Below are 26,737 nucleotides of genomic sequence, written 5' to 3' on the forward strand. Positions count from 1 at the left end.
ACTCACTGGTTCGCGCCCGTCACCTGCGCGAAGGCGGCCTGATTAATGGTGGTCCCGATGTCGGTTTCAAGCTTGTTGACGTAGGAGGCGACCTGCTCCTCTGTCAGCGCCTGGTCGATGCCGCCCTTGAGCTTCTTGAATGCTTCGGAGGCGGCGTCGACCGCGGGATCGACGATGTCGGTGACGCGGAAGACGATCACCTCGGTGCCGCCGGTCACCGGCGTCTGTCCGACACCGTCCTTGGCGGTGCGGAAGGCCGCGGCCACGACGGCGGCGGGCACGCTGGCGGGCGTATCGTCGCGCTTGAAGCCGGTTGCGGTCTCGACCTTGGCGCCGATTGCGGCGGCTTCATCGGCGAGCTTGCCGCCTGCTCCGAGCCTCTGTGCGATCTCGGTCGCCTTGGTCTTCAGCCTGGTCGCGATCTGGTCCTGGCGCCAGCGCGCCTCGACCTGGTCGCGGACCTCGTCGAGATTGCGGTCGCGCGAGGGCGTGATGGCGAGCACGTCGTACCAGACATAGCCGCCCTTGAACGAGATCGCGTCATTGTCGACGCCGACATCGGTGTTGAAGGCCTGCGACACCACATCGAGGCCCTGCGGGATGTTGGCGACCGGCTGGCCGTTCGGCGCGCGGCCGGAGCGGTCGACGGCATCGATGGTGACGGCGGTGAGGCCGAGCTTCTGCGCCGCGTCGATCACGCTGGCGCCGCCGCCGCGCTCGTCCTCCATCTTGTCGCGGAGATCGGCGACTTTGACGCGCGCGCGCTCGGTGGCGATCCCGCGCTTGATCTCGCCGGCGAGGCTGGCGTAGTTCGCCTCATTGCCCGGCTCGATCTTGTCGACCCTGACGATCGATGTGCCGAGAGCACCCTGGATCGGCTGGCTGATCTCGCCTGCGGGAAGCGCGAAGGCGGCATCGCCGACCGCGGGATCGAGCGAGGATTTGGTCACGAGCCCGAGGTCGACTTCGGAGGCGCTGAGCCCGCGCTCCTTGCCGAGGTCCTCGAACGAGGTCCCGGCGACGAGGCGCTCACGTGCGGCCTGCGCCTCGGCCGCGTTCGGGAACACGAGCTGCTGGATCTGGCGCTTCTCGGGCTTACCGAGCAGGTCCTTGCGCTGCTCGAACACTTTCTTCGCGTCCTCGTCGGAAACCTCGGTCCATTTGCCGATCTCTTCCGGCGAGATCACGGCGAAGGCGATCTTGCGATATTCGGGCGCGCGAAACTGAATCTTGTGATCCTCGAAATAGGCGGCGAGCGCCTCGGGCGAGGGCGCCTCGATGGTACCGGCCTGGGCTGCGTCGAGCCTGACGAACTCGATCGCGCGCTGCTCGTTCTGGAAGCGCGTCAGAACGTCGAGCATCGCCTTCGGCGGCTCGAGGCCGGCGCCGATCGTGCCGGTGATCTGCCGGCGCAGCGATACCTTGCGCTGCTCGGAGACGTAGCGCTGCTCGGTGTAGCCGAAATTGCGGATCACGGCCTGGAAGCGGTTCGGATCGAAGCTGCCGCTGACGCCCTTGAAGTTGGGGTCGTTCATGATGAACTGGCGGATCTGGTCGTCGGACTGGCCGAGCCCGAGCCGGCGTGCCTCTTCGTCGAGGGCGGCTTCCGCGATGGTCTGCTGGAGCACCTGACGGTCGAGGCCGAAGGCGCGCGCCTGCTCGGGCGTCAGCGGACGGCCGAACTGTCGGCCGAGCTGCTGGAGGCGGTCGGTGTAGATTTGGCGGAACTCGTTCAGCGAAATCTCGGTGCCGCCGACCTTGGCGACGGTGGACTGCCCAAACCCCTTGAAGATGTCGGCGATGCCCCAAACGCCGAAACTGATGATCAGCACGCCCATCACGATGGCCATGATGGTCTTGCCGACCCAGTTTGATGAGGCCTTGCGCATTCCTCGAAGCATTTGGTCCAACTTGTTTGGCAGGAGGGGAACGGGAGCGCGTCTTAATGCAGATTCCGCGCGTCACCAAATTGATATGCCATCATAAAGTGGCGGCTTTCCCCCCGCAACCTCAGGTCAGGCAGGTCGCCGGTCCTGCGGTTAAAAGCCCCAAAGCGTTTTCCAGCGAAGTGGACCCCGGTTCGCATCAAGAAAACGCGTCAAAACAAGAATCTGGAACTGCCGCGGCAGCTCTGCTAGCGCTGCACAAACCTCATTCTGCTGGAAATTGACATGACCGACGCCATCCGACCGCTGATCGCCGGCAACTGGAAAATGAACGGGCTGAAGGGCTCGGCTGCCGAATTCGACGCCATGCTCAATGGCGCGGCAGACGTCGCCGCGAAGGCCGACCTGCTGGTCTGCCCGCCGGTGACCCTGGTTGCGGCCTTCGCCGACAAGGCGCGCGGCAAGACGGTCGCGGTGGGGGCCCAGGATTGCCACCCCAAGGCCTCCGGCGCCCATACAGGCGATATCGCCGCCGAAATGCTGGCGGATGCGGGCGCGACCGCGATCATCGTCGGCCATTCCGAGCGCCGCGCCGATCACGGCGAGGGCGATGCCCTTGTCAGGCAGAAGGCCGAAGCCGCCTGGCGCGCCGGGGTGATCGCGATCGTCTGCATTGGTGAGACGCAAAGCCAGCGTGACGCCGAACAGACCCTGGACATCCTGCGCGGCCAGCTCGATGGCTCGCTCCCGGATGCCTCGACCGCCGCGAATCTGGTCGTGGCCTATGAACCAGTCTGGGCGATTGGCACCGGCCTGACCCCGACGGCCCAGGATGTTGAGCAAATTCATGGCTTTATCCGGGAGTTCCTGAAGTCCCGGTTCAAGATCGACGGCGCCAGGATGCGGATTCTCTATGGTGGCTCGGTGAAGCCCTCGAACGCGGCCGAGCTGATGGCGGTCAAGAACGTCAACGGTGCGCTGGTCGGCGGCGCCAGCCTGAAAGCGGCCGATTTCCTTGCGATTGCCAAAGGCTGTCCCTAGCTAATCGCAAAGCGCGGCCGGAGCCGATCGGGGGTGGCAATGCCCCTCCCGATCGTGTAACACCGCGCAACTTCAGGAAAACCCGCGAAGCACGATCGGCCGCCGTCTCGGCGCTGTCGGCTTGTGACGGAAGGACATTATGCAGACCGTTGTCATCGTCATTCACCTCATGATCGTCTCCGTCATGATTGGCGCCGTCCTGCTCCAGAAGTCGGAAGGCGGCGGCCTCGGCATGGGCGGCGGCGCGGGCTTCATGTCGAGCCGCGGCACTGCGAACCTTTTGACGCGGACCACCGCGATTCTGGCTGCTGGCTTCTTCCTGACCAGCCTGTTCCTGTCCTGGCACGCCGGCTACAACCGTGCACCCTCGTCGATCATTGGGACGCCCGCGTCGCAGGGCCAGCCGGCCGGCGGATCGCCGCTCGCGCCGCCGACCTCAGGCGGCATCCTGGATTCGCTGAAGAAGGCCGACGAGCAGCAACAGGCGCCGGCTCCGAGCGGCCCGCAGGTACCACGCTCGCAATAAAGCAGGGGGGCCATGCAGGGCGGCTTCTAGCGTCCTGCATCAACAATCCCCATCAAGATACTGTCACCACACTTAGTTTTGGCTCACCCACAGGCCCGCAAAATCTTTGGGGCGGAATACGAATCGCTTTGGCGAATCGAATTCGAGGGATTAGAGGTTAAGCCCCATGGCGCGGTACATCTTCATCACCGGCGGCGTGGTTTCTTCGCTCGGCAAGGGTCTGGCTTCAGCGGCACTCGGTGCCCTGTTGCAGGCCCGGGGCTACAAGGTCCGCCTCCGCAAGCTCGACCCCTATCTCAACCTCGATCCCGGCACGATGTCGCCGTACCAGCACGGCGAAGTGTTCGTGACCGATGACGGCGCGGAGACCGATCTCGATCTCGGTCACTACGAGCGCTTCACGGGTCGGCCTGCGACCAAGCAGGACAACATCACCACGGGGCGCATCTACCAGGACATCATCTCCAAGGAGCGCCGCGGCGACTATCTCGGCGCGACCATCCAGGTGGTTCCGCACGTCACCAACGCCATCAAGGAATTCGTCCTCGACGGCAATGACGACTACGATTTCGTGCTGGTCGAGATCGGCGGCACCGTTGGCGACATCGAGGGGCTGCCGTTCTTCGAGGCGATCCGCCAGCTCAAGAACGAGCTGCCGCGCGATCATGCCATCTACATTCACCTCACGCTGCTGCCCTACATTCCGAGCGCCGGTGAGCTGAAGACCAAGCCGACGCAGCACTCGGTCAAGGAGCTGCGTTCGATCGGCATCCAGCCGGACATCCTGCTCTGCCGCACCGACCGCGAGATCCCGAAGGAGGAGCGGCGCAAGCTCGGCCTGTTCTGTAACGTGCGCGAAAGCGCCGTGATCGAGGCGCGCGACGCCGACAGCATCTACGCCGTGCCCGAAGCCTATCACAACGCGGGCCTCGACGACGAAGTGCTCGCCGCTTTCGGTATCGGCTCGCGGATTCCGCCGGTGCTGCAGAGCTGGCAGAAAATCAACGAGCGCATCCGCAATCCCGAGGGCAACGTCACCATCGCCATCGTCGGCAAATATACCGGCATGAAGGATGCGTATAAGTCGCTGATCGAGGCGCTTTCGCATGGCGGCATTGCCAACAAGGTGAAGGTCAATCTCGACTGGATCGAGAGCGAGATCTTCGAGAAGGAAGATCCGGCGCCGTTCCTCGAGCACGTCAACGGCATCCTGGTGCCCGGCGGCTTCGGCCAGCGCGGCGCCGAAGGCAAGATCAGGGCGGCGCAGTTCGCGCGCGAGCGTCGCGTACCGTATTTCGGCATTTGCTTCGGCATGCAGATGGCGGTGATTGAGGCTGCGCGAAACCTCGTCGGCATCGAGGACGCCAACTCCACTGAGTTCGGCCCGACCAAGGAGCCCTTGGTCGGCCTGATGACGGAGTGGCTGCGCGGCAACGAGCTCGAGAAGCGCAACCAGGCCGGCGATCTCGGCGGCACGATGCGGCTCGGCGCCTATCCGGCCGCGCTCAACCGCGGCAGCCGGGTCTCGCAGGTCTATGACGGCGCGACCGAGATTTCCGAGCGCCACCGCCATCGCTACGAGGTCAACACCGCCTACAAGGATCGCCTCGAGCAGCACGGCTTGAAGTTCTCAGGCCTGTCGCCCGACGGCGTGCTGCCGGAGATCGTCGAGTACGAGGATCACCCCTGGTTCATCGGCGTCCAGTTCCACCCCGAGCTGAAGTCGCGGCCGTTCGAGCCGCACCCGTTGTTCGCCTCGTTCATCCAGGCGGCGATGGTGCAGAGCCGGTTGGTGTGACGTCTCAGCGCGCGCTGGAATGACCGCGCGCGAGATGCATCGGTTCTAGCGCGACGCGCTTGGACGGTTCAGGCGCAACCGATCCTGCGATCAGCTTCATCTGCGGCCGTCGCGTCAGCCTGTAGACGGCGGCGGGGGGCACGTTCAGCAGGGCGCGGTCCACGAGCTTGGCACGCAGGCCCAGCCGGTCGAGCACGGGTCGCGGGATCGGGCAGCTCATACCGTAGGTGAACTGGTAGAACGCGCCACCCGGGCGGACATAGCTGAACGCACCGCCGACGATCGAGATCACCTTGCGCGTCGACATGTTGAGCAGCGGCAGGCCGCTCACGACCGCGCCGACCGGTGCACCGTCATAGAGGCGCTCTGACGCAAGCCGCGACGCGTCCATCCATAGCACGCGCGCGCCGGGAAAGCGCATTTGCAGGAGCTTCGTGAAGTCGGATCCGTATTCGATCAGCGTGAGATCCTGCGGCCGGACGCCGCGTTTGAGCAGCTTGTAAGTGAATGCGCCGGTGCCGGGACCGAGTTCGAGGATCGGACCTGTCGTCGTCGTGATCTCGCGCGTGATGAGATCGGCAAGCGCCGCACCCGATGGTGCGATCGCGCCGACCCGGCGCGGGGACGACATCCAGGACAGGAAGAACGACAGAAAATCGTTGGGCATGCGCACTCCGGCATCTTGGTTTGCACCTCCAGAGACCAGAGGTGAGACGGATGCAGTGTCGCGTGAGCGCATTGCGACAGCATTGCGCTGTCGGAGGCGGATTGCGGATTGAATCAACTCTGTCGTATCGGCGGCAGCGTCATCCTGAAACAGGCCCCGCCATCCGGCCCGTCCGCGACCGAGACGTGGCCGCCATGCAGCAGCACGATCTCGCGCACCATGTTGAGGCCGAGGCCGGCACCGCGATCGAGCGGCGTCAGCCGATAGAACGGCTCGAAGATCTGTTCGCGCTGATCGGCGGGAATGCCGGCGCCTTCATCGGTGACCTCGATGCTCGGGGCTCGGCTGACGCGAATCCCGATCGTGCCGCGGCGAGGGCCGTGCTGGATCGCGTTCTGCACGAGATTGGTCAGTGCGCGTTCCAACGCCGCCGCATCGCCGATCGTCTCGATCGGCGTCTCCGGCGCATCGAGCGCCAGCTCGTAGCCGGCGGCAATCGCCAGCGGTGCGAGATCGGCGGCGACACTTTGCGCAACCGCGGCGAGATTGACGTTCGTGAAGGGGTGGCCGCAGCGGTCGAGGCGCTGGATATCGAGCAATTGCTCGGCGAGCGTCGCCAGCCGCGCGGCATCCTCCAGCAGGCGGGTCTTGTCCGGTCCGGGGGCAAGCGATTCAAGTCGCGTGTTCAGAATCGCGATCGGCGTGCGCAGCTCGTGCGCGGCGTCGGCGACGAAGCGCTTGTGCCGCGCATAGCCCTGGTCGAGCCGCGCCAGCGCGTCGTTGATCGCGGTCACTAAGGGCACGACCTCCAGCGGAATTCCCTCGACCGAGAGCCGCGCACCGCGCTGGTGGATATCGATGCGCCGCGCCTCGTCCGCCGTGGTATCGAGGCCCCTGAACGCGCGCTGCACGATCATCGGTGTCGCAATGAACGTCGCCGTTCCCATCATCAGCAGGCCGGGCAGGGCAATGCCGAGGAACGCAAGTGACGTCGTGAACAGCGCCTTGGCACCGGTCAGCCGTCCCTGCGTCGCCGTGATGATCTGCACATTGCCGGCGTCGGTATCGACCCGCTTCAGCCGCGCCGCCGGCTTGCGCGGATCGTCCTCGAACATCTGCCAGCCGAGCCGTGCCTGGCTGATCTGGTCGAGGCCGCCGCCGATCGCGGCGAATTCGGCCGGCACAGGACCTTCGCTGAGCGAATGTCCTTGCTTGTCGCGGACCAGGAACCAGAGATCAGGTGTTTCAGCACGCAACTGCTTCAACTCGGGCGTCTGGCGTACGATCAGGTCACCTTGCGCATTACGCGCGAGTGCGCGCTGCACGATTTCGATCACGCGATCCTCGTCCCGCTCGGCGAGCATGAAGCCGGACGCGCATAGCCCGGCGAGGACCGCCGCAATCAGCGCGACCAGAATTGCGGCCTGGAGCGAGAGCAGGCGCCAGCTCAGGCGCGAGCGCAGGCAATAGGGATCGGCGTGCTTGCTCACGGCAACTTCCTGAGGAGATAGCCGACACCGCGAATGCCGTGGATCTCCACGCCGCTATCTGCCTCGGCGAGCTTGCGCCGCAGCCGTGAGATGTGGGTGTCCAGCGCGTTCGACTGGATCTCGTCGTCGAAATTGTAGACGGCCTCTTCCAGCGCCGAGCGCAGCACGGTTCGGCCCATGCGGCGGATCAGGGCTTCGAGCACCAGCAGTTCGCGGCGCGGCAGCTCAAACGGCTGGTCGTCGATGCTGGCTTCGCGATGGCCGACATCGAAGGCGAGGCGGCCGGCGCGGATGACATCGGGCGAAAGGCCGGCGGGCCGCCGCAGCACCGCACGCAATCGCGCCAGCAACTCCTCGACTGCGAACGGCTTGGCTAGGTAATCATCGGCGCCGCTGTCGAGCCCGGCGATGCGGTCGGCGAGCTCGCCGCGCGCGGTGAGGACGATGATCGGCACGCCGTCGGCGCGCGCGCGAAGCTTCGGGATCAACGTGAGGCCGTCGCCGTCAGGAAGCTGGCGGTCGAGCAGAACGGCGGCATGGACGTCGGCGGAAATAGCCTCTTCCGCGTCCGCAAGCGTGGGGGCATGGTCCACCACCATGTCGTAGCGCTTCAGCGCCGACGCCAGTGCGCCGGCCATCTCCGCCTCATCCTCAACGAGTAAAATCCGCATGATCGGGCACCTGAACCGCAACTGAGCCATTCTAGCGGCCCGATCATTGCGGCAGCATTGCGGGAGCCGGACGCGGCGCGTTGCCGGAGCCCGCCCAGCCATGCGCAAAACGCCACAGGGGCGGCCGGGCAGGGCTCAAGACACCATCATGGTCAGCCGTTATAACCGCCCGACCTGTTCAGGGAGGAAACGAAAATGATCTACGAAATGCGCATCTATCGCTGCGTGCCCGGCCGCCTGCCGGCGCTCTTGAAGCGGTTCGAGACGGCGACGTTGAAGATCTGGGAGAAGCACGGCATCAAGCAGGCCGGGTTCTTCACCACGCTGATCGGCGAGTCCAACCAGGAGCTGACCTATTTCCTGGCCTGGGAGTCGCTTGCCGAGCGCGAGGCGAAGTGGGGCAAGTTCATGACCGACCCGGACTGGATGAAAGCGCGTGCCGAGAGCGAAGCCGACGGCCAGATCGTCGGCAACATCGTCAGCCAGTTCCTGACGCCGACGGCCTTCTCCTCGGTCAAGTAGCAGCTCCCGTCTCACGGCGCGCCGGGGAACCCCGGCGCAACCCTGATATTCTGGCAGCCCGGGGCGAATGGGGTTGATCCGACCCTGATGGTGGCTATGGTCGCGCCGAAACGAGGGATTTGCCTTGAGCTCTTCGACATCCGCCGCGCCGGTCGTCAGCATTGGCACGATCAAGTTCGGCAATGATCTGCCGATCTCGATCATTGCCGGGCCCTGCCAGCTCGAAAGCCGCCAGCATGCGCTTGAGGTGGCCTCCGCGCTGAAGGAGATCGCCGCGCGGCTGAACATCGGCCTCGTCTACAAGACCTCGTTCGACAAGGCCAACCGCACCAGCGCCTCCGCGGCGCGCGGCCTCGGGCTCGCGCAGTCGCTGCCGATCTTCGCCGAGATCCGTTCCTCGCTCGGCCTGCCCGTGCTGACCGACGTGCATGATGCCGCGCAATGCGCCGAGGTGGCGCAGGCCGTGGACGTCCTTCAGATCCCCGCCTTCCTGTGCCGGCAGACCGATCTGCTGCTGGCGGCGGCTGCAACCGGCAAGGTCGTCAATGTCAAGAAGGGCCAGTTCCTGGCGCCCTGGGACATGGCCAATGTCGTCGCCAAGATCACGGCTGCGAACAATCCCAACGTGCTTGTCACCGAGCGCGGCGCCTCCTTCGGCTACAATACGCTGGTCTCGGACATGCGCGCGCTGCCAATCATGGCGCGCACCACCGGTGCGCCCGTGATATTCGATGCGACCCACTCGGTGCAGCAGCCGGGCGGGAAGGGGACGTCGTCGGGCGGTGAGCGCGAATTCGTGCCAGTGCTGGCGCGCGCGGCTGTCGCTGTCGGTGTCGCCGGTGTCTTCATCGAGACCCATCCCGACCCTGATCGCGCGCCGTCCGACGGTCCCAACATGGTGCCGTTGCGTGAGTTCGAGGGACTGATCGCCAGGCTGATGGCGTTCGACGCGCTGGCGAAAGGCACCACGCGCTGATGCACCAGCCGGTGACCAAGCCGTCCCAAGACCAGAAGTTTCCGCCGGCGATCAACATCATCGCGCTTGCCGGATTCTCCGCCGCCTTGTCGACACGGGCACTCGATCCCGTGCTGCCGCATGTCGCGGAGGATTTTTCGATCAGCATCACCACGGCTGCGAGCATCGCGGCCGGCTTCGCCTTGATCTACGCGCTGGTGCAGCCGGCGATCGGCGCGGCCGCTGATCTGTTCGGCAAGGCGCGCTTGATGACGCTGTGCCTGGCGCTGCTCGGCGTCGCCTGTATTCTGGGTGCGCTCGCCACGTCCTTCTCGGGCCTGTTCGCGACCCGCATCCTGGCCGGTATCGCCTCCGGCGGTGTGTTTCCCGTCGCGCTCGGCCTGACTGCCGACCTCGTCGCGCCCGCCAAGCGGCAGGTCGCAATCGGGCGCACGATGGCGGGGTCGATGACCGGCAATCTGCTCGGCGCATCCGCCAGCGGCATCATCGGCGATTTCATCGGCTGGCGCGGCGTGCTCGTGATCCTCGGCGCGCTCGGCCTGATTGCAGCTGTTGCGGTTGCGGCAGGCTTTCGCGGCGCCGCGCTGACTCCGCCGCCGAAGACCGACCTGAAAACCCTGCGGCAGGGCTATCGCACCATCTTCGCCAATCCCAACACACGCTACTGCTACTCCGCCGTATTCATCGAGGGCTGCTGCGTGTTGGGCCTGTTTCCCTTCATCGCCGCGTTCCTGTTCGATCTCGGCGAGAAGTCGCTGTCGATCGCGGGCATTGTGATCGCAGGTTTTGCGGTCGGCGGATTGCTCTACACCTTTACGGTGTCGCGCATGCTGCCGTGGCTCGGCGTCAAGGGCATGATGATCGCGGGCGGCAGCATCGTGGCGCTCCAGCTTGGTCTGCTCGCCTTCGGTCCCGGCTGGAAGCTGCAATTCGCCAGCATGCTGGCGATGGGCTGGGCTTTCTACATGATCCATGGCTGCTTGCAGGTGTTCGCCAGCGAGCTGACGATCGAGGCGCGTGCGACCGCGATGTCGCTGCACTCTTTCTTCTTCTTCATGGGCCAGACGGTCGGGCCGCTCGCCTATGGTTTCGGGCTTGCGCATGCCGGCAAGGGGCCGACCCTGTTCACGAGCGCTGCGATCATGTTGGTGCTGGGTCTGGTCTGGTCCCGGCTGCTCAAGCCGCGAGCACCGTCGGACGCGCGGGCCTGACGGAAGTATCAAATTACCGATTACCCGTAGTTTCCCCGTGGAGGAACGGTAGCCAAGTCCGTTCAATCTTAAATCAAATCTCATCCTTCGATTCCTAGAGTGCCCGCAAGCCGCCGGTTGCGGCATCACGCAATCGGATCGTCAGATGCAAAAGCAGCGTTCGGTCGCCCGTATCCTCGGGGCGGTGGTTGGGTCTCTCGGCCTCATCCTTGTCGTCATCTGCACCTACGCCCTGAAGCTGGCGGTGGCGCGCTATGCGGACAGCAACCGCATCGTCTCGCTCGCCGTCGCCAGCCGCGACCTGACCAACACGCTGGTGATCTTTCGCCTCGAGCGCGGTGACACGCTGAGCTATCTCGCGGCGGCCGCTCCCGCGCCCGACAGCGTCATGAGCAGCCTCGCCGAGCAGCGCGCGACTGTGACGAAGAATTACGCGCAGGCTTTGCAGAGCCTCGCCTCGGTCGATGCGCCCGGCCTCACCGAGAAGCTCGACAAGCTCCGCGGCATCTGGGCGCAGCTCGAGGAGCTGCGGCCGCGCGCGATCACTGCGCTGAAGCAGGAGAAGAGCGCGCGTGAAGCCAACCTGACGCCGGGCTGGGCCAAGGTCAGCGACGCTTATATGGACGCGATCGGCGACGTCACCGCCCATGTCGACAATGCGATGACGCTGATCGATCCCGTGGTCGATCGTCTCCTGATCGCCAAGCAGGCCTCCTGGCAGGCCCGTGCCAATGCCGGCCAGACCATTCTCGTTCAGTTCTCCTCGATCCTCGCCAACAAGACCTGGACCGCTGCCGATGGTGTCCTGTTCGCCGATCTCCGCGGCCGCATCCAGCAGTCCTGGCTCGTGGTGCGTGACCTCAGCCCGAATGTGGCCTCGCCCGAACTGCTCCAGGCGATCCGTAACGCGGAGCCGGAAATCTCCGGCGCGCTCAGCGACGAGCGCAATGCCATTGCCACCAAGCTGCTGGCGGGTGAGCCCGCCGGCGTCGCCGGCATCGACTACCGCGATCGCCAGCTTGTCGGCGCCAACAACGTCGTCATCGTCACGCAGACCGCGCTCGCCAACATGATCTCACGGGCCGAGGACGGCGCCTCGCGCGCCCGCGTCACGCTGATCCTGTTCGGCCTGCTGGTGCCGGCCTCGCTGGCGCTGACGATCGGCGGGATGATGTTGATGCGTAACCGGGTGACGCGTCCGCTCACCGCGATCACCGGAATCATGACCCGTTTCGCTGCGCATGATTTTGCCGGCGAAGTGCCGGGCCTCGACCGCAATGACGAGATCGGCCGCATGGCCGCCGCGTTGCAAGTCTTCAAGGACGCCATGATCAATGCCGAGCGCCTGTCCGGCGATCAGGCCGTCGAGCGCGCCGACAAGGAGAAGCGGGCATCCGAAATGTCCGGCCTCGTGCGGCAGTTCGAAAGCCGCATCGGCCAGATGGTGCAGGCGCTGTCGAGCGCATCGGGCGAGCTGGAGACGACGGCGCGCTCGATGTCGGGCACGGCAGCCGAAGCCCAGACCCAGGCCGGCTCGGCTTCGACCCTTGCCGATCAGGTCGGCAGCGGCGTGCAGACAGTCGCGGCTGCGGCCGAAGAGCTCAACGCTTCCATTCGCGAGATCAACCGCCAGGTCGAGCAGGCGACGCGGGCCACCGAGCAGGCCGTGGTCACCGTCAAGGAGACCGACAGCACCATGCGCGCGCTCGCCGACGGCGCCGATCGCATCGGCGAGGTCATTGGCCTCATCACCTCGATCGCCGGCCAGACCAATCTGCTGGCGCTGAACGCAACCATCGAAGCCGCCCGCGCCGGTGAATCCGGCCGGGGCTTTGCGGTCGTGGCGAGCGAGGTGAAGAACCTGGCCTCACAGACGGCGAAGGCCACTGAGGAGATCAGCGCCCAGATCACGGAGATCCAGGGTGCGACGCAGAGGGCGGTCTCGGCGATCGACGGCATCGTCAAGACCATCGAGGAAGTCTCGAGCATAAACCGCGTCATCGCCGCGGCCATCGAGGAGCAGAACAAGGCCACCGCCGAGATCGCCAACACCGTGCAGCACACGGCGGAAGCGACCTCGACCGTGACGCGCAACATCGCCAGCGTCTCGTCGGCAGCCGACGAGACCGGCCGCGCCGCCTCCGGCGTGCTGAAGGCCGCAGCCAATCTGTCCAGCCAGTCGTCTTCGCTGACGTCGGAGGTCGACGGCTTCATCAGCCAGGTAAGGGCGGTCGCGTAAGCCTGGCGAGAGGGGCGGTAATTCCGAGGGTCCGTCGCAATCAGGCTGCAGTGGGCCTTCTCGCGTCACCGTGTCACGTTGGCCTCCGGTATACATGGCACACGAATTGCTTCGATTTTGGGCGAATCGAGGTGTGAGATCGTGGACGCCCAGACCAGCCGTTCGCCCAGTGCCGCCAGCGCGCGCCGATCGACCGGATATCCCACCAAGCCACCGCTCCGGCGTTTCCTGACCGATTGCCACGCGGAATTCCGTACCGATCATTCGGGCGAGCTCGCCGACTACATCCCCGAGCTGCAGCGTGCCAACCCCGACCATTTCGGCATCGCGCTCGTTACCATCGACGGCCATGTCTATGAGGTCGGCGACAGCGCGGTACCGTTCACGATCCAGTCGGTCTCGAAAGCGTTCGTCTTCGCACTGGCGCTGGAGATGGTCGGCGAGGAGCGGGTGGCGGCCACTATCGGCGTCGAGCCGAGCGGCGAGGCCTTCAATTCGATCCGGCTCACCAACGACAACCGTCCGTTCAACCCGATGGTCAATGCCGGCGCCATCGCCTGCTCGGGCCTGATCTACGAGGTCGACGGGAAGGGCGCCTTCGAGCGCGTCCGCGCAAAGCTCGGCGCGTTCGCCGGCCGCGAGCTCGGCGTTGACGAGGCCGTGCACGCGTCGGAGACCGCAACAGGCAATCGTAACCGGGCGATTGCCTGGCTGCTGCGGAACTACGCGGTGCTGCCCGACGACGTCGATGCCGTGCTCGACGTCTATTTCCGCCAATGCGCGATCCTGGTCACCGCGCGCGATCTCGCGGTGATGGCGGCGACGCTCGCCAACCGCGGCATCAATCCGGTGACGGGGGTGCAGGTGATCACGCCGCACATCGTTGCGCGTACGCTGTCGGTGATGACGAGCTCGGGCATGTACGACTATGCCGGCGAGTGGACCTATCGCGTCGGCATCCCCGCCAAGAGCGGTGTCGGCGGCGGCATCGTGGCGGCGCTGCCCTCGCAGCTCGGGCTCGGCACCTTCTCGCCGCTGCTGGACAACCATTTCAACAGCGCGCGGGGCCTGAAGGTCTGCGAAGCGCTGTCGGCGCGGTTCGACCTGCACATGCTCAACCGCAATGCCGACGTCCGCACCAGCATCATGGCGGATTACGACATTTACGGCATCTCGTCGCGCCGCAGCCGCCAGCCGCGCGAGCAGCAGATCCTCGACGAGCGCCACAGCGACATCCGCGTGCTCGAGCTGGTCGGCGCGATGAACTTCGGCACCATCGACTACGTCACGCGAAGGCTCACCAGCGAGCCGCCGAACGCGCCGCTGCTGATCATCGATTTCCGCCGCGTCCCCGACATCACCGCGGCCGGCGCCGAGTTGCTCGGCGAGACGTTGACTGCGCTCGGCAATGCCGGCGTCATCACCATTCTGTCGGGCTTCGAACAGACGTCTGCGGTGTGGGCCGCGATTTCGGCACGCACGCCGGAGCCGCGACGGCTGCGGCGGTTTGCGCTGCTCGACGATGCCATCGAATGGGCCGAGGACCAGGTGATCTACCGCTTCGGCGGCTTCACCGATGTCAAGGAGAGCGCCCATCTCGGCGAACAGGCGCTGCTGGGCGAGCTCGAGGCCGACGAGATCGCCGCGATCATCAAGCTGTCCACCACGCGCAACTACGGCGCCGGCCAGCGCATCATCGCCGCCGGGGAGCCCGCCAATTCGCTGTTCTTCCTCCAGAGCGGCATGGTCAGCGTGAAGCTGCCGAGCGGCGTGCGCCTTGCGTCACTCGGGCCCGGCATGGCATTCGGCGAGATGGCGATCCTGGAGCAAAGCCGCAGCGCCGACGTCGTCGCCGACACACCCGTCAGTTGCCTCGAATTGCCGCTCGACAGTTTTGCCGACTATCGGCGCGTGCATCCGGAGACGTCGCTGAAGATCATGCGCAACCTTGCCGCGATCCTGGCGCGCCGGCTGGTCGCCGCCAACGCCAAGGTTGACCTGCTGAGCGCGTACTAAGGACGCGACCACACAGCGGGCTGCGCCAATTCGCTCAGGGAATCGGCTCCATGCCGCTCGCGATGATCGTATCGCGCGCGGCGGGGGAGGCGAGGAATTTGATCAAGGCCCGGCCGGCCTCGGGCTCCTTCGAACCGGTGGCGATCCCCGCCGAGAAGATCGTGATCTTCTGCAACTCGTTCGGCAGCGGTCCGACGATGTCGATGCCCTTGACGTGCTTCAGCTCGCTGATCTGCTGAAAGCCGAGCTCGGCCTCGCCATGCGCGACGATCTCGCCGACCGGAGTGGCCGGAATCTTGCGCGCCTTGTCCTTCATGACATCGGCAATGCCGAGCTTCTCGAACATCTCGGTCGAGACGTAGACGCCGCTGGCGCTGTCCGAATAGGCGATGGTCTTCGCCGCGAGCAGCGCGCGCTTGACCGCCTCCACCGAGCTGATGTCCGGCTTCGGCGCGCCTGATTTCACGGCAACTCCGATCGGCGATTTGGTGAGATCAACCTGGCTGCCGGCAACGACCTTGCCCTTGCCGGCGAGATCGGTGAGGGCATAGCCCACCATGATCAACACATCGGCCGCCTCGCCGCGATCGAGCCGGACCGGGATTGCATTGGTGGTGGTGCCCATCGACGGCCCGTAGGCGGTCAGCACCTTGTTGCCGGTGGCTTTCTCGAATTCCGGCACGAGCGCCTGATAGGCCGCCGTCAGGCCGCCTGAAATCATCACCCGGACTTCGGCAGCGTCGGACGCGCCGGTGAGCCACACGAGACCCAGCAGGCCCAAGGCGAGGTTGCGGAATGTTGCTGATGTCGATGTCATCGTCATTTGTCTCCAACTAACCCCGCCCGCGATACGGCGCGACACCTTGCTCGGGCACCCACATGCCCTTCGGCACGCGGCCGGTCTGCCAGAACACGTCGATCGGGATGCCGCCGCGCGGATACCAGTAGCCGCCGATGCGCAGCCATTTCGGCTTGATCTCGGCTGCGATGCGCTTGCCGATCATCACGGTGCAATCCTCGTGGAAGGCGCCATGATTGCGGAAGCTCGCGATGTAGAGTTTGAGCGATTTCGACTCCAGCAGCCATTGGCCCGGCGCGTAGTCGATCATCAGATGGGCGAAATCCGGCTGGCCCGTGACCGGGCAGAGCGAGGTGAATTCCGGCGCGGTGAAACGGACCAGATAGTCGGTGTCCGCTTGCGGATTGGGCACGCGGTCGAGCTTGGCCTTCTCGGGCGTATCGGGCCATTCCACGGCGCGGCCAAGCTGCAGAGCAGGGGAATTGTTCGATTTGCTGGGTTTTTTCGACATGAGGCCGCCTCCGGTGCGGCCCTCTTAGCCAATCATCGGGCGGCCGTCACCCGGCCTTTTCCACTTCGATGCATTGCGGTAGAAGCAGCGCCAACTGCCCCCCTTGTTCCCCGGAAAGAGGCTCCCATGACCGCCATCATCGACATCATCGGCCGCGAAATTCTCGATAGCCGTGGCAACCCCACCGTCGAGGTCGACGTCGTGCTGGAAGATGGCGCGCTCGGCCGCGCTGCGGTGCCGTCTGGCGCCTCGACCGGCGCCCATGAGGCGGTGGAACTGCGCGACGGCGACAAGGCCCGCTATCTCGGCAAGGGCGTCACCAAGGCGGTCGGCGCCGTCAACGGCGAGATATTCGAGGCCCTGAGCGGTCTCGATGTCGAGCAGCAGGCCCAGCTCGACCAGATCATGATCGACCTCGACGGGACGCCCAACAAGAGCCGGCTCGGCGCCAACGCCATCCTCGGCGTGTCGCTCGCCTGCGCGAAGGCTGCCGCGAACTCGCTCGACATGCCGCTCTACCGTTACGTCGGCGGCACCTCGGCGCGCCTCTTGCCGGTGCCGATGATGAACATCATCAATGGCGGCGTGCATGCCGACAACCCGATCGACTTCCAGGAGTTCATGATCCTCCCCGTGGGCGCGTCCTCCTTCGCCGAGGGCCTGCGCTACGGCGCGGAGGTGTTCCACACGCTGAAGTCCGAATTGAAGAAGGCCGGCCACAACACCAATGTCGGCGACGAGGGCGGTTTTGCCCCGAACCTGCCGTCGGCTGATGCCGCGCTCGAATTCGTCATGAACGCGATCGGCAAGGCTGGTTACAAGGCGGGCACCGACATCGTCATCGGCCTCGACTGCGCCTCGACCGAGTTCTTCAAGGACGGCAAGTATGTCTATGAAGGCGAAGGCAAGACCCGCTCGATCTCCGAGCAGGCGAAGTACCTCGCCGACCTCGTCGGCCGCTATCCGATCGTGACCATCGAGGACGGCATGTCGGAAGACGACATGGACGGCTGGAAGGAGATCACGGACCTCATCGGCAAGAAGTGCCAGCTGGTCGGCGACGATCTCTTCGTCACCAACGTCAAGCGTCTCGCCGAAGGCATCAAAGCCGGCCGCGCCAACTCGATCCTGATCAAGGTCAACCAGATCGGCACGCTGACCGAGACGCTGGCCGCCGTCGAGATGGCCCACAAGGCCGGCTACACTTCGGTGATGTCGCACCGCTCCGGCGAAACCGAGGATTCCACCATCGCCGACCTCGCGGTCGCTACCAATTGCGGTCAGATCAAGACCGGCTCCCTTGCGCGTTCCGATCGCACCGCCAAATACAACCAGCTCCTGCGCATCGAGCAGCAGCTCGGCAAGCAGGCGCTCTACGGCGGCAAGGCGGCACTGAAGGCGCTGGCATAAGCCAGCGCTTCAACAAGACCAGGGAGGATCGATATGAGCGACGGCAAGACCGGCCTGCAACTGCGTTCGCTGATCAAAAAGAGCGGCGAGCTCGAAATCTCTCTGCTCGACGTGCCGACCCCCGAGCCCGGCCCGGACGAGGTCGTCGTCCGCGTCGAGGCGGCGCCGATCAATCCGTCCGACCTCGGGCTCCTGATCGGCGCGGCCGACATGAGCACGGCGAAGGCTTCCGGTGGCAAGGATGCCCCTGTTATCACCGCGAAGGTGCCGGAAGGCGCGATGCGGGCGATGGCAGCACGGCTCGACGAATCCATGCCGGTTGGTAACGAAGGCGCGGGCGTCGTCATCCGCACCGGTTCGTCCGATGCCGCGAAGGCGCTGATGGGCAAGACCGTCGCCATGATCGGCGGCGCGATGTATGCGCAGTACCGTACCCTGAAAGTGCGTGAGTGCCTGCCGCTGCCTGAAGGCACCACGCCGGCGGAAGGCGCCTCCTGCTTCGTCAATCCGCTCACCGCGCTCGGCATGACCGAGACCATGCGGCGCGAGGGCCACAAGGCGCTGGTGCACACCGCGGCCGCCTCCAATCTCGGCCAGATGCTGAACAAGATCTGCATCAAGGACGGCATTGCGCTGGTCAACATCGTCCGCAGCAAGGAGCAGGCCGAGATCCTGAAGAAGATCGGCGCCAAGCACGTCGTCGATTCCAGCGCACCTGATTTCCTCGACGATCTCACGGCCGCGCTGGTCGAGACCGGCGCCACCATCGCCTTCGACGCCATCGGCGGTGGCAGGCTTGCCGGCGACATCCTCAACTGCATGGAAATCGCGATCAACAAGACCGCGAAGGAGTACAGCCGTTACGGCTCCAACGTGCACAAGCAGGTCTATGTCTACGGCGGGCTCGACATCCGCCCGATCGAGCTGCCGCGCGGCTTCGGCATGGCCTGGGGCGTCGGCGGCTGGCTGCTGTTTCCGTTCCTGATGAAGATCGGGCAGGCGGACGGCGCCAGACTGCGCCAGCGCGTGGTCGACGAATTGAAGACCACCTTTGCGAGCCACTACACCAAGGTGGTGTCGCTTCAAGAGGCGCTCGATCCCGCCAACATCGCAGTGTATGCGAAACGGGCCACCGGCGAAAAATTCCTCATCAACCCGAATAAATAATCGTGACGTGCGATTTGCGCTGGAGATCAGGCTGCCTCTTGGCGGCCTGATTGTTTTTACGGGCGCGGCATCCTGCGGAACGGCCTGTCCAAACAAAAATGTCGAAAACAACCCCATGCACAGTAGAAATCGGTAGCGATTCCGGATTTCGGTGATACCGAATAAAAGTTGCGCCGTCGGGCAAAACAGGGGTATGGTGCCATGGTGGGCAGGCGCGACCATCCGCTTTCACGAAACTCAGCGTTTCCAAACCCGATCGGTTCATGCACTTGCATCCATCGGTCCGGATCGCTTAAGTGCCGTCCGGCACTCCCACTCAAGCCCTCGAGGATAATCCATGGCCTACAACATCGTCGTGATCGCCGGCAGCCTGCGCAAGGACAGCTTCTCGCTGAAGGTCGCCAATGCGCTGGCAAAGCTCGCACCCAGCTCACTCAAGCTCGAGGTCATGACGCCGGCGGGCATCTCGTTCTTCAACCAGGACCTCGAGGGCGCACCGCCAGCGGACTGGCTGGCCTTCCGCGAAAAACTCCAGAAGTCCGACGGCGTCATCTTCGTGACGCCCGAATACAACCGCGCCATCCCGGGCGTGCTCAAGAACGCCATCGACGTCGCCTCGCGGCCCTATGGCAAGAGCTCGTTCAACGGCAAGCCGGTCGGCATCATCTCGAACTCGCCGGGCCCGCTCGGCGGCGTCAGCGCTGCCAAGACGCTGCAGAACATCCTGCCGGGCATTTCCGGCCCGATCATGCAGCAGCCGGAAGCCTATCTGAATGCTGTCGGCGACGCCTTCGATGCGGAGGGTAACCTGACCAAAGACTCCCTGAAGCCCGTGCTCCAGGCCTATATCGACGCCTTCGCCGCGCACGTGGCGAAGCATCACGGCTGAGGCCACCCAGCTCTCCGTCATGCCCGGGCTTGTCCCGGGCATCCACGCTCTTCGTCATTGCAGGCAGAGGACGTGGATGGCCGGGACGAGCCCGGCCATGACGCGTGGAGACAGTGTGCCCCCGTTCCGGCCCGCGGGCATGGCGCAGTTAGCACTCCCTTAACCAAGCTGCCCCATCTTCCCAAGATGGTCTCCCGCGCGCGCCTGAAATCGATCCTGACCGGCCTTGCCCTCTATGCGATGGCGGCAGCCATCGTCGGCTATTTCGGCGTCAACGCCTATACCGGCAAATACGGCCTCAACGCCCGCCAGGAACTGGACCAGGAGATCATCGCGCTGACCAGCGAACTGGCCCAGCTCAAGCGCGAGCGCGCCCGGAGCGAGCAGCGCGTCTCGCTGCTGCGCACGTCACGGATTGATCCTGACATGCTGGACGAGCGGGCCCGGTTCCAGCTCGACTATGTCAATCCGCATGATCTGGTTCGGATGATCCCGCAGAACTAATCAACGCGTCGCGAGCCCGGCATCGCAGCATACAGGTGAGAAATCACCTTCGCTTTTCGTCATCCGCCTGTCAGAGAATTGGGACAAGACGGCAAGCTCGGCATTCGACGCGATCCTGCGCAAAGACGGAGACTAGTTATGCGGGACAATCGTTCACGACCGACGGTGCGTATGGGAGCTATGCTGCTCGGTGCGGCTGCCTTGGCGTTCGTCCCGCTATCGTCGGCCTTCACACAGACCGGCCCGGCGCCGTCAGCCGCAAAACCCTTCCTGACCGTCGATGGCAAGGCGCCGCTGATCCTCGGACATCGCGGCGTGCCGGGGCTGGTCGCTGAAGAGACCGAGGCGTCGTATGAGCTCGCCGCTGCGCTCGGGACCGACGCGCTCGAAGAGGATTTGCACCTGACCAAGGATTGCGTCCTGGTCGTGCGTCATAACCCCTGGCTGAGCGACAACACCAACGTTGCCGAGGTCGCAAAGACCAATGCGGCCGTGGCGGCGCGCAAGCGCACAGTATCAGGCGTGCGCGTCAAGGCCCCGTCTGCGTCCGGCGTGCCTGCCGACTATCTCACGGATCTCACCGATCCCTCCGACCCCAAATCAGTGTTGAAGTCATTGGTCGTCGATGGTGAGGACCACACCAACGACTGGTCGATTACCGATTTCACCATGGCCGAGCTGAAGGGCTGGATCGGCGGCACCACCTATGATGCGGCCAACGAGCGGCCAAAAGTCTTCAACGGCAAATTCCCGGTCATCAGCTTCCAGGACGTCATCGACATCGCCAAGGCCAGGAGCAAGGAGACCGGGCGTTCCATCCTGGTCTATCCCGAGACCAAGAACCCGACCTGGAACAATGCCCAGGCGATTGCGAATGGCTGCGGCGCCGCCGGCAGCCATCCGCTCGAAGATGCCCTGATCAAGATCATTGGGGATAACGGTCTCAACACCAAGGAGGCGCCGATCCTGGTTCAGAGCTTCGAGCCCGGCAGCCTGAAATATATGCGCAGCCACGGCCTTCAGACGCGGCAGGTGCAGCTCATCGACGGCAACGGCATCGACTTCAAGACTGGAAAAGTTCTGCTCAACAACATCACCAACTCCCGTCCGTTCGACTGGACAGTTGCGGGCGATGCGCGCCTGTATGATGCGATGCTGACGCCTGAGGGCCTGGCCGAGATCAAGACCTATGCCGACGGTATCGGTCCGTGGAAGGCCTATATCGTTCCGCTCAAGATCGCGCCGTGGAAGGACAGCAACGCCGACGGCACGCCTTACAAGGGATCAACGCCGGACGCTTCGACGCAGGGCGCGACCAGCCTGATCGCCGACGCGCACAAGCTCGGCCTGTTCGTGCACGTCTTCACGTTCCGGAACGAGAAGAAATATCTGGCTGCCGATTATCGCGGCGATCCCAGCCTTGAATATCTCAAATTCTTCCGTCTCGGCGTCGACGGGGTCTTCACCGATTTCACGCATACCGGCGTTGCCGCCCGCGCAACATATTTGCGCGAGCTCGGCTGGTAGTCGGAACGGCGAATCGGAGGCGAGATCTCGCCTCTGATACCAACGACAGCGTGTCTGATTTTTTTGCATTGGCTTCTTGCTCCCCGCTCTGCTGGCGGGGAGCAAATGTTGCCTAATCAAGCCCAAAGGTTTTGCAAAGTTTCGGCCACGTTGCACTGCGGCATAATGAAAATCGTGCTATTCCGTTGCGGTGCTTTCCAAGGGCGTTTGACTTGGGTTAGAGAGGGCTGAAGTTTTCTCTGACCCGGAATTCCCATGGCCGCACCCAAGAAAGCCGCCGCAGGCGCTGCACAGGACAAGATTGACGGCGGTTCGCCCCCGGAATTCACCAAGGAGCAGGAGCTGAAGGCACTCCGCGAGATGCTCCTGATCCGGCGGTTCGAGGAAAAGGCCGGCCAGCTCTACGGCATGGGTGCGATCGGCGGCTTCTGCCATCTCTATATCGGCCAGGAGGCCGTGGTCGTCGGCATGCAGATGGCCCTGAAGCAGGGTGATCAGGTCATCACCGGCTATCGCGATCACGGCCATATGCTGGCCACCGGCATGGACGCCAACGGCGTCATGGCCGAGCTCACGGGCCGCCGCGGCGGTTATTCCAAGGGCAAGGGCGGCTCCATGCACATGTTCAGCAAGGAGAAGCACTTTTACGGCGGTCACGGCATCGTCGGTGCCCAGGTCTCGCTCGGCACGGGCCTGGCCTTCGCCAACCACTATCGTGGTAACGACAATGTCAGCGTCGCCTATTTCGGCGACGGCGCGGCCAACCAGGGCCAGGTCTATGAGAGCTTCAACATGGCGGAGCTCTGGAAGCTGCCGGTGATCTACGTCATCGAGAACAACCGCTACGCCATGGGCACCTCGGTCTCGCGCGCCTCGGCGCAGCAGGATTTCTCGAAGCGCGGCGCGTCCTTCAATATTCCCGGCAAGCAGGTCGACGGCATGGACGTTCGTGCCGTGAAGGCGGCGGGCGACGAGGCCGCCGCCTGGTGTCGCGACGGCAAGGGTCCCTACATTCTGGAAATGCAGACCTACCGCTACCGCGGCCACTCGATGTCCGACCCTGCAAAATACCGCACGCGCGAGGAGGTCGAGAAGGTCCGCCATGACCAGGACCCGATCGAGCAGGTGCGCAACCGCCTGCTGGCGGCCAAGGTCAGCGAGGCCGATCTCAAGGCGATCGACGCCGAGGTGCGCGACATCGTCAACGCGTCCGCCGACTTTGCCCAGCATGATCCCGAGCCGGAAGCCGCCGAGCTCTGGACCGACGTTTACCGCTGAACGCGCGCAAGCTTTCTTTTGGAGCCGATATGCCAATTCAAGTGCTGATGCCCGCGTTGTCGCCCACGATGGAAAAGGGCAACCTTGCCAAGTGGCTGAAAAAAGAGGGTGAGACGATCAAGTCGGGTGACGTGATCGCCGAGATCGAGACCGACAAGGCGACCATGGAGGTCGAGGCGACCGACGAGGGTACGCTCGGCAAGATCCTGATCCCGGAAGGGACCGCAGACGTTGCGGTGAACACGCCGATCGCGACCATTCTCGCCGACGGCGAGAGCGCGGCTGATCTCGCCAAGGCGCCCGCGCCGGCCGCGAAGGCTGCGGAGTCCGCGCCGCCCGCCGCTGCAAAGGCTGAAGCGCCCGCACCCAAGGCTGCGCCCGCGCCGCAGGCTGTCGCCGAGCCCGATCCGGAAGTGCCCGCCGGCACCGAGATGATCACCCAGACCATTCGCGAAGCGCTGCGCGACGCCATGGCCGAAGAGATGCGCCGCGACGCCGACGTCTTCGTGATGGGCGAAGAGGTCGCGGAATATCAGGGCGCCTACAAGGTGACGCAAGGGTTGCTCCAGGAATTCGGTGCCAAGCGTGTCATCGACACCCCGATTACCGAGCACGGCTTTGCCGGCGTCGGCGTCGGTGCCGCCATGACGGGGCTGAAGCCGATCGTCGAGTTCATGACCTTCAACTTCGCCATGCAGGCGATCGACCAGATCATCAACTCGGCGGCCAAGACGCTCTACATGTCCGGTGGTCAGATGGGCTGCTCGATCGTGTTCCGCGGGCCGAACGGCGCCGCCGCGCGCGTCGCCGCCCAGCACAGCCAGGACTACTCGGCCTGGTATTCGAGCGTTCCCGGTTTGAAAGTCGTCGCGCCGTTCTCGGCCGCCGATTACAAGGGCCTGCTCAAGGCCGCGATCCGCGATCCCAATCCGGTGATCTTCCTCGAGAACGAAATGCTGTACGGGCACACCGGCGAAGTGCCGAAGCTCGACGATTTCGTGATCCCGATCGGCAAGGCGCGCATCGTGCGCTCCGGCAGCCATGTCAGCATCATCTCGTGGTCGAACGGCATGAGCTACGCGCTCAAGGCCGCCGACGAACTCGCCAAGGAGGGCATCGAGGCCGAGGTGATCGACCTGCGCACGCTGCGCCCGATGGATACCGAGACCATCATCAACTCGGTCAAGAAGACCGGCCGTGCCGTCACGGTGGAAGAGGGCTGGGCCCAGAGCGGCGTCGGCGCCGAAATCGCCGCGCGCATCATGGAGAACGCCTTCGACTATCTCGATGCGCCGGTTGCGCGCGTCTCGGGCAAGGATGTGCCGATGCCCTATGCAGCGAACCTGGAGAAGCTTGCGCTGCCCTCCGCCGCGGAAGTGGTCGAGGCCGCCAAAGCCGTCTGCTACAGGTAGGCCATGACGGGCCCGAAGGAGCAGCCATTGCCACCCGACGTTCTCGCCCGCGATGATGCGGTCGAGATCCTGCGCGTGTTCGTGCTGGATGGCGGGCTGTCGATGGCGTTCCAGCGGGCTTTCGAGGAGCCCGACATGTGGGGGCTCTTGCTGGTTGATCTCGCCCGCCACGCCGCGCGCGCCTATGCGCGCGAGAGCGAATATACCGAGGAAGACGCCTTGAACCGGATCCTGGAAATGTTCCAGGCCGAGATCGAGCGTCCGACCGATACCGGCACCACGACGCCGCGCGGGAAGGGGCACTGACCATGGCGATCGAAGCCTATCATTTCGATTTCATGCTCGAGGCGATCCGCGAGGCGCAGGACTCGATTGCGCAGGGTGGCCTGCCGATCGGCGCCGTGTTGACGCGTGACAACAAGATCATCGCCCGCGGTCACAACAACCGCGTGCAGGAGAACAACGTCATCCTGCACGGCGAGATGAGCTGCCTGCGCGAAGCCGGCGCGATCTCGTTCCACGACACGATCATGTACACCACGCTGTCGCCATGTTCGATGTGCGCCGGCGCGCTCGCTTTGTTCAAGGTGAAGCTGGTGGTAATCGGGGAATCCGTCACCTTCGAGGGATCCAAGGACATTCTCGACAAGTTCGGCATCCCCTGGATCGACCTTGCCGACGACCGCTCCATCACCATGATGAAGAATTGGCGTTCCGTTCCGGCCAATGAGCGCCTGTGGCAAGGCGACATCGGCAACTAAACCTGGTCTGTTCGTTCTCACTTTCGGGGACGAATTTTTGCAAAGTTCTTCTTGAGGTCAGCATGCCCATCAACATCCTGATGCCCGCTCTCTCGCCGACGATGGAGAAGGGCAACCTCGCCAAGTGGCTGAAGAAGGAGGGCGACAAGGTCAAATCCGGCGATGTCATCGCCGAGATCGAGACCGACAAGGCGACCATGGAGGTCGAGGCCATCGACGAGGGCACGATCGCGAAGATTCTCGTGCCCGAGGGCACGCAGGATGTCCCGGTCAACGACGTGATCGCGGTGCTCGCCGGCGAGGGCGAGGACGTCAAGGCTGCGGGTAGCGCCAAGCCCAGCGCGTCGGCCGCACCACCGAAAGCCGCTGAAGCTCCCGCGGCTGCGCCGACCCCCGCTGCGCCCAAGGCTGCACCGGCACCCGCCGCTGCTCCGGCGCCGCAGGCCGCAGCGCCGGCCGCGCAGGGCAACGGCCATGCCGGCCGCGTGTTCTCATCGCCGCTGGCGCGCCGTCTCGCCAAGGACGCCGGCATCGATGTGTCGATGGTCACCGGCACCGGTCCGCACGGCCGCGTCGTCGCCCGCGACGTCGAGCAGGCCAAGTCCGGCAAGGGCCTCAAGGCGCCCGCCGCGGCGCCATCTGGTGCGCCCTCGATCGCGCCGACCATGTCGGACAAGCAGATCCTGTCGCTGTTCGAGCCCGGCTCCTACGAGGTCGTCCCGCATGACGGCATGCGCCGCACGATTGCCCAACGATTGACCGCGTCGATCCAGAACGTCCCGCATTTCTACCTCACCATTGACTGCGACATCGGAAAACTGCTCGCAGCGCGCGAGGAGATCAACGCGGCTGCGCCCAAGGACAAGGAGAAGAAGCCGCTCTACAAGATCTCGGTCAACGACTTCGTCATCAAGGCGATGGCGGTGGCGCTGCAGAAGATCCCGAACTGCAACGTCAGCTGGACCGAAAGCGGCATGGTCAAGCACCATCATTCCGACGTCGGCGTTGCGGTCGCGATGCCCGGTGGCCTGATCACGCCGATCATCCGGAAAGCGGAGACCAAGACGCTCTCCACCATCTCCAACGAGATGAAGGACTTTGCCGCGCGCGCGCGTTCGCGCAAGCTGAAGCCGGAAGAGTACCAGGGCGGGACCACGGCCGTCTCCAACCTCGGCATGTTCGGCATCAGCCACTTCACCGCCGTGATCAACCCGCCGCATGCGACCATCCTTGCGGTCGGCACCAGCGAGGAGCGTCCCGTCGTGCGCGGCGGCAAGATCGAGATCGCGCACATGATGAGCGTGACGCTGTCCTGCGATCACCGCGCCATCGACGGCGCGCTCGGCGCCGAGCTGATCGGCGCCTTCAAGCAGCTGATCGAAAACCCCGTCATGATGATGGTGTGATAAATCGCGTCGTCATTGCGAGCGAAGCGA

General features: G+C 64.7%; 25 protein-coding genes. 18 read left to right on the forward strand and 7 right to left on the reverse strand.

Features of this window, described 5'->3' with window-relative positions; translation table 11 throughout:
* Positions 1–2 precede the first annotated feature (2 nt).
* A complete protein-coding gene (locus tag B5V03_RS17545) occupies positions 3–1,901 on the reverse strand; it encodes a peptidylprolyl isomerase (RefSeq protein WP_129271660.1) in 1,899 nt (632 codons plus the stop codon).
* A 270-nt stretch (positions 1,902–2,171) separates the two neighbouring features.
* Here B5V03_RS17545 and tpiA point away from each other — a divergent pair, with 270 nt between their 5' ends.
* The 3 genes from tpiA to B5V03_RS17560 all read left to right on the forward strand — a co-directional run bounded on the left by tpiA (position 2,172) and on the right by B5V03_RS17560 (position 5,251).
* Complete coding sequence (gene tpiA, locus B5V03_RS17550; RefSeq protein WP_129271661.1) at positions 2,172–2,927, forward strand: triose-phosphate isomerase; 756 nt, start codon at positions 2,172–2,174, stop codon at positions 2,925–2,927.
* Positions 2,928–3,066: 139 nt separating this feature from the next.
* Positions 3,067–3,453, forward strand: coding sequence for a preprotein translocase subunit SecG (gene secG / locus B5V03_RS17555; protein WP_129271662.1), 387 nt, complete (start codon positions 3,067–3,069; stop codon positions 3,451–3,453).
* 166 nt (positions 3,454–3,619) lie between these two features.
* Complete coding sequence (locus B5V03_RS17560) at positions 3,620–5,251, forward strand: CTP synthase (protein WP_129271663.1); 1,632 nt, start codon at positions 3,620–3,622, stop codon at positions 5,249–5,251.
* Between the two features lie 4 nt (positions 5,252–5,255).
* On the opposite strand, the gene B5V03_RS17565 is transcribed toward B5V03_RS17560, so the two are convergent.
* The 3 genes from B5V03_RS17565 to B5V03_RS17575 all read right to left on the reverse strand — a co-directional run bounded on the left by B5V03_RS17565 (position 5,256) and on the right by B5V03_RS17575 (position 8,079).
* A complete protein-coding gene (locus B5V03_RS17565; RefSeq protein WP_164988090.1) occupies positions 5,256–5,918 on the reverse strand; it encodes a class I SAM-dependent methyltransferase in 663 nt (220 codons plus the stop codon).
* 113 nt (positions 5,919–6,031) lie between these two features.
* Entirely contained in the window at positions 6,032–7,408 is a 1,377-nt protein-coding gene (locus tag B5V03_RS17570; protein ID WP_129271665.1) for a sensor histidine kinase, read from the reverse strand.
* A complete protein-coding gene (locus tag B5V03_RS17575; RefSeq protein ID WP_129271666.1) occupies positions 7,405–8,079 on the reverse strand; it encodes a response regulator in 675 nt (224 codons plus the stop codon). The genes B5V03_RS17570 and B5V03_RS17575 overlap by 4 nt, the downstream gene beginning before the upstream one ends.
* 195 nt (positions 8,080–8,274) lie before the next feature.
* Between B5V03_RS17575 and B5V03_RS17580 the strand changes: the two genes are divergently transcribed.
* From B5V03_RS17580 to glsA, 5 genes are all read left to right on the forward strand, one after another.
* Positions 8,275–8,601, forward strand: coding sequence for an NIPSNAP family protein (locus tag B5V03_RS17580; protein ID WP_129271667.1), 327 nt, complete (start codon positions 8,275–8,277; stop codon positions 8,599–8,601).
* A 124-nt stretch (positions 8,602–8,725) separates the two neighbouring features.
* Positions 8,726–9,577 carry a 3-deoxy-8-phosphooctulonate synthase gene (gene kdsA, locus B5V03_RS17585; RefSeq protein ID WP_129271668.1) on the forward strand — a complete coding sequence of 284 codons (852 nt, stop codon included), beginning with the start codon at positions 8,726–8,728 and terminating at the stop codon, positions 9,575–9,577.
* Positions 9,577–10,788 carry an MFS transporter gene (locus tag B5V03_RS17590; RefSeq protein WP_129271669.1) on the forward strand — a complete coding sequence of 404 codons (1,212 nt, stop codon included), beginning with the start codon at positions 9,577–9,579 and terminating at the stop codon, positions 10,786–10,788. The genes kdsA and B5V03_RS17590 overlap by 1 nt, the downstream gene beginning before the upstream one ends.
* A 145-nt stretch (positions 10,789–10,933) precedes the next feature.
* A complete protein-coding gene (locus tag B5V03_RS17595) occupies positions 10,934–13,027 on the forward strand; it encodes a methyl-accepting chemotaxis protein (protein WP_129271670.1) in 2,094 nt (697 codons plus the stop codon).
* Positions 13,028–13,168: 141 nt separating this feature from the next.
* Positions 13,169–15,043, forward strand: coding sequence for a glutaminase A (gene glsA, locus B5V03_RS17600; protein ID WP_129271671.1), 1,875 nt, complete (start codon positions 13,169–13,171; stop codon positions 15,041–15,043).
* A 34-nt stretch (positions 15,044–15,077) separates the two neighbouring features.
* Here the strand turns inward: glsA and B5V03_RS17605 are convergent, their stop codons facing one another.
* Positions 15,078–15,860 carry a substrate-binding domain-containing protein gene (locus B5V03_RS17605; protein WP_164988091.1) on the reverse strand — a complete coding sequence of 261 codons (783 nt, stop codon included), beginning with the start codon at positions 15,858–15,860 and terminating at the stop codon, positions 15,078–15,080.
* Positions 15,861–15,876: 16 nt separating this feature from the next.
* Positions 15,877–16,353: a preQ(1) synthase gene (gene queF / locus B5V03_RS17610; protein ID WP_129271673.1), complete on the reverse strand. Its 477-nt coding sequence runs from the start codon at positions 16,351–16,353 to the stop codon at positions 15,877–15,879.
* Positions 16,354–16,479: 126 nt separating this feature from the next.
* On the opposite strand from queF, the gene eno reads away from it, so the two are divergent.
* Complete coding sequence (gene eno / locus B5V03_RS17615; RefSeq protein WP_129271674.1) at positions 16,480–17,763, forward strand: phosphopyruvate hydratase; 1,284 nt, start codon at positions 16,480–16,482, stop codon at positions 17,761–17,763.
* Positions 17,764–17,796: 33 nt separating this feature from the next.
* Positions 17,797–18,930, forward strand: a complete 1,134-nt coding sequence (locus tag B5V03_RS17620) for a zinc-binding dehydrogenase (protein WP_129271675.1) — start codon at positions 17,797–17,799, stop codon at positions 18,928–18,930.
* Here B5V03_RS17620 and B5V03_RS17625 read toward each other — a convergent pair.
* On the reverse strand, positions 18,914–19,195 hold the full coding sequence (locus B5V03_RS17625; RefSeq protein WP_129271676.1) for a hypothetical protein: 282 nt from the start codon (positions 19,193–19,195) through the stop codon (positions 18,914–18,916). The genes B5V03_RS17620 and B5V03_RS17625 overlap by 17 nt on opposite strands.
* 72 nt (positions 19,196–19,267) lie before the next feature.
* Between B5V03_RS17625 and B5V03_RS17630 the strand changes: the two genes are divergently transcribed.
* The 8 genes from B5V03_RS17630 (at position 19,268) to B5V03_RS17665 (ending at position 26,707) form a co-directional block, all read left to right on the forward strand.
* Entirely contained in the window at positions 19,268–19,819 is a 552-nt protein-coding gene (locus B5V03_RS17630) for an NADPH-dependent FMN reductase (protein WP_129271677.1), read from the forward strand.
* Between the two features lie 186 nt (positions 19,820–20,005).
* Positions 20,006–20,323 (forward strand): FtsB family cell division protein, encoded by a 318-nt coding sequence (locus B5V03_RS17635; RefSeq protein WP_129271678.1) that lies wholly within the window; start codon positions 20,006–20,008, stop codon positions 20,321–20,323.
* A 138-nt stretch (positions 20,324–20,461) separates the two neighbouring features.
* Positions 20,462–21,850 (forward strand): glycerophosphodiester phosphodiesterase family protein, encoded by a 1,389-nt coding sequence (locus B5V03_RS17640; RefSeq protein WP_245502249.1) that lies wholly within the window; start codon positions 20,462–20,464, stop codon positions 21,848–21,850.
* Positions 21,851–22,105: 255 nt separating this feature from the next.
* Positions 22,106–23,128, forward strand: coding sequence for a pyruvate dehydrogenase (acetyl-transferring) E1 component subunit alpha (gene pdhA, locus B5V03_RS17645; protein WP_129271679.1), 1,023 nt, complete (start codon positions 22,106–22,108; stop codon positions 23,126–23,128).
* A 29-nt stretch (positions 23,129–23,157) separates the two neighbouring features.
* On the forward strand, positions 23,158–24,540 hold the full coding sequence (locus tag B5V03_RS17650; protein ID WP_129271680.1) for a pyruvate dehydrogenase complex E1 component subunit beta: 1,383 nt from the start codon (positions 23,158–23,160) through the stop codon (positions 24,538–24,540).
* 3 nt (positions 24,541–24,543) lie between these two features.
* Positions 24,544–24,846: a DUF5076 domain-containing protein gene (locus B5V03_RS17655; RefSeq protein WP_129271681.1), complete on the forward strand. Its 303-nt coding sequence runs from the start codon at positions 24,544–24,546 to the stop codon at positions 24,844–24,846.
* A 2-nt stretch (positions 24,847–24,848) separates the two neighbouring features.
* The gene (locus B5V03_RS17660; RefSeq protein WP_129271682.1) at positions 24,849–25,301 is read left to right on the forward strand and encodes a nucleoside deaminase; all 453 of its coding nucleotides are present in this window, start codon (positions 24,849–24,851) and stop codon (positions 25,299–25,301) included.
* Between the two features lie 62 nt (positions 25,302–25,363).
* Positions 25,364–26,707 (forward strand): pyruvate dehydrogenase complex dihydrolipoamide acetyltransferase, encoded by a 1,344-nt coding sequence (locus B5V03_RS17665; protein ID WP_129271683.1) that lies wholly within the window; start codon positions 25,364–25,366, stop codon positions 26,705–26,707.
* The last annotated feature ends 30 nt before the right edge of the window (positions 26,708–26,737 follow it).

Source organism: Bradyrhizobium betae (assembly GCF_004123905.1).
GTDB lineage: Bacteria > Pseudomonadota > Alphaproteobacteria > Rhizobiales > Xanthobacteraceae > Bradyrhizobium > Bradyrhizobium betae_A.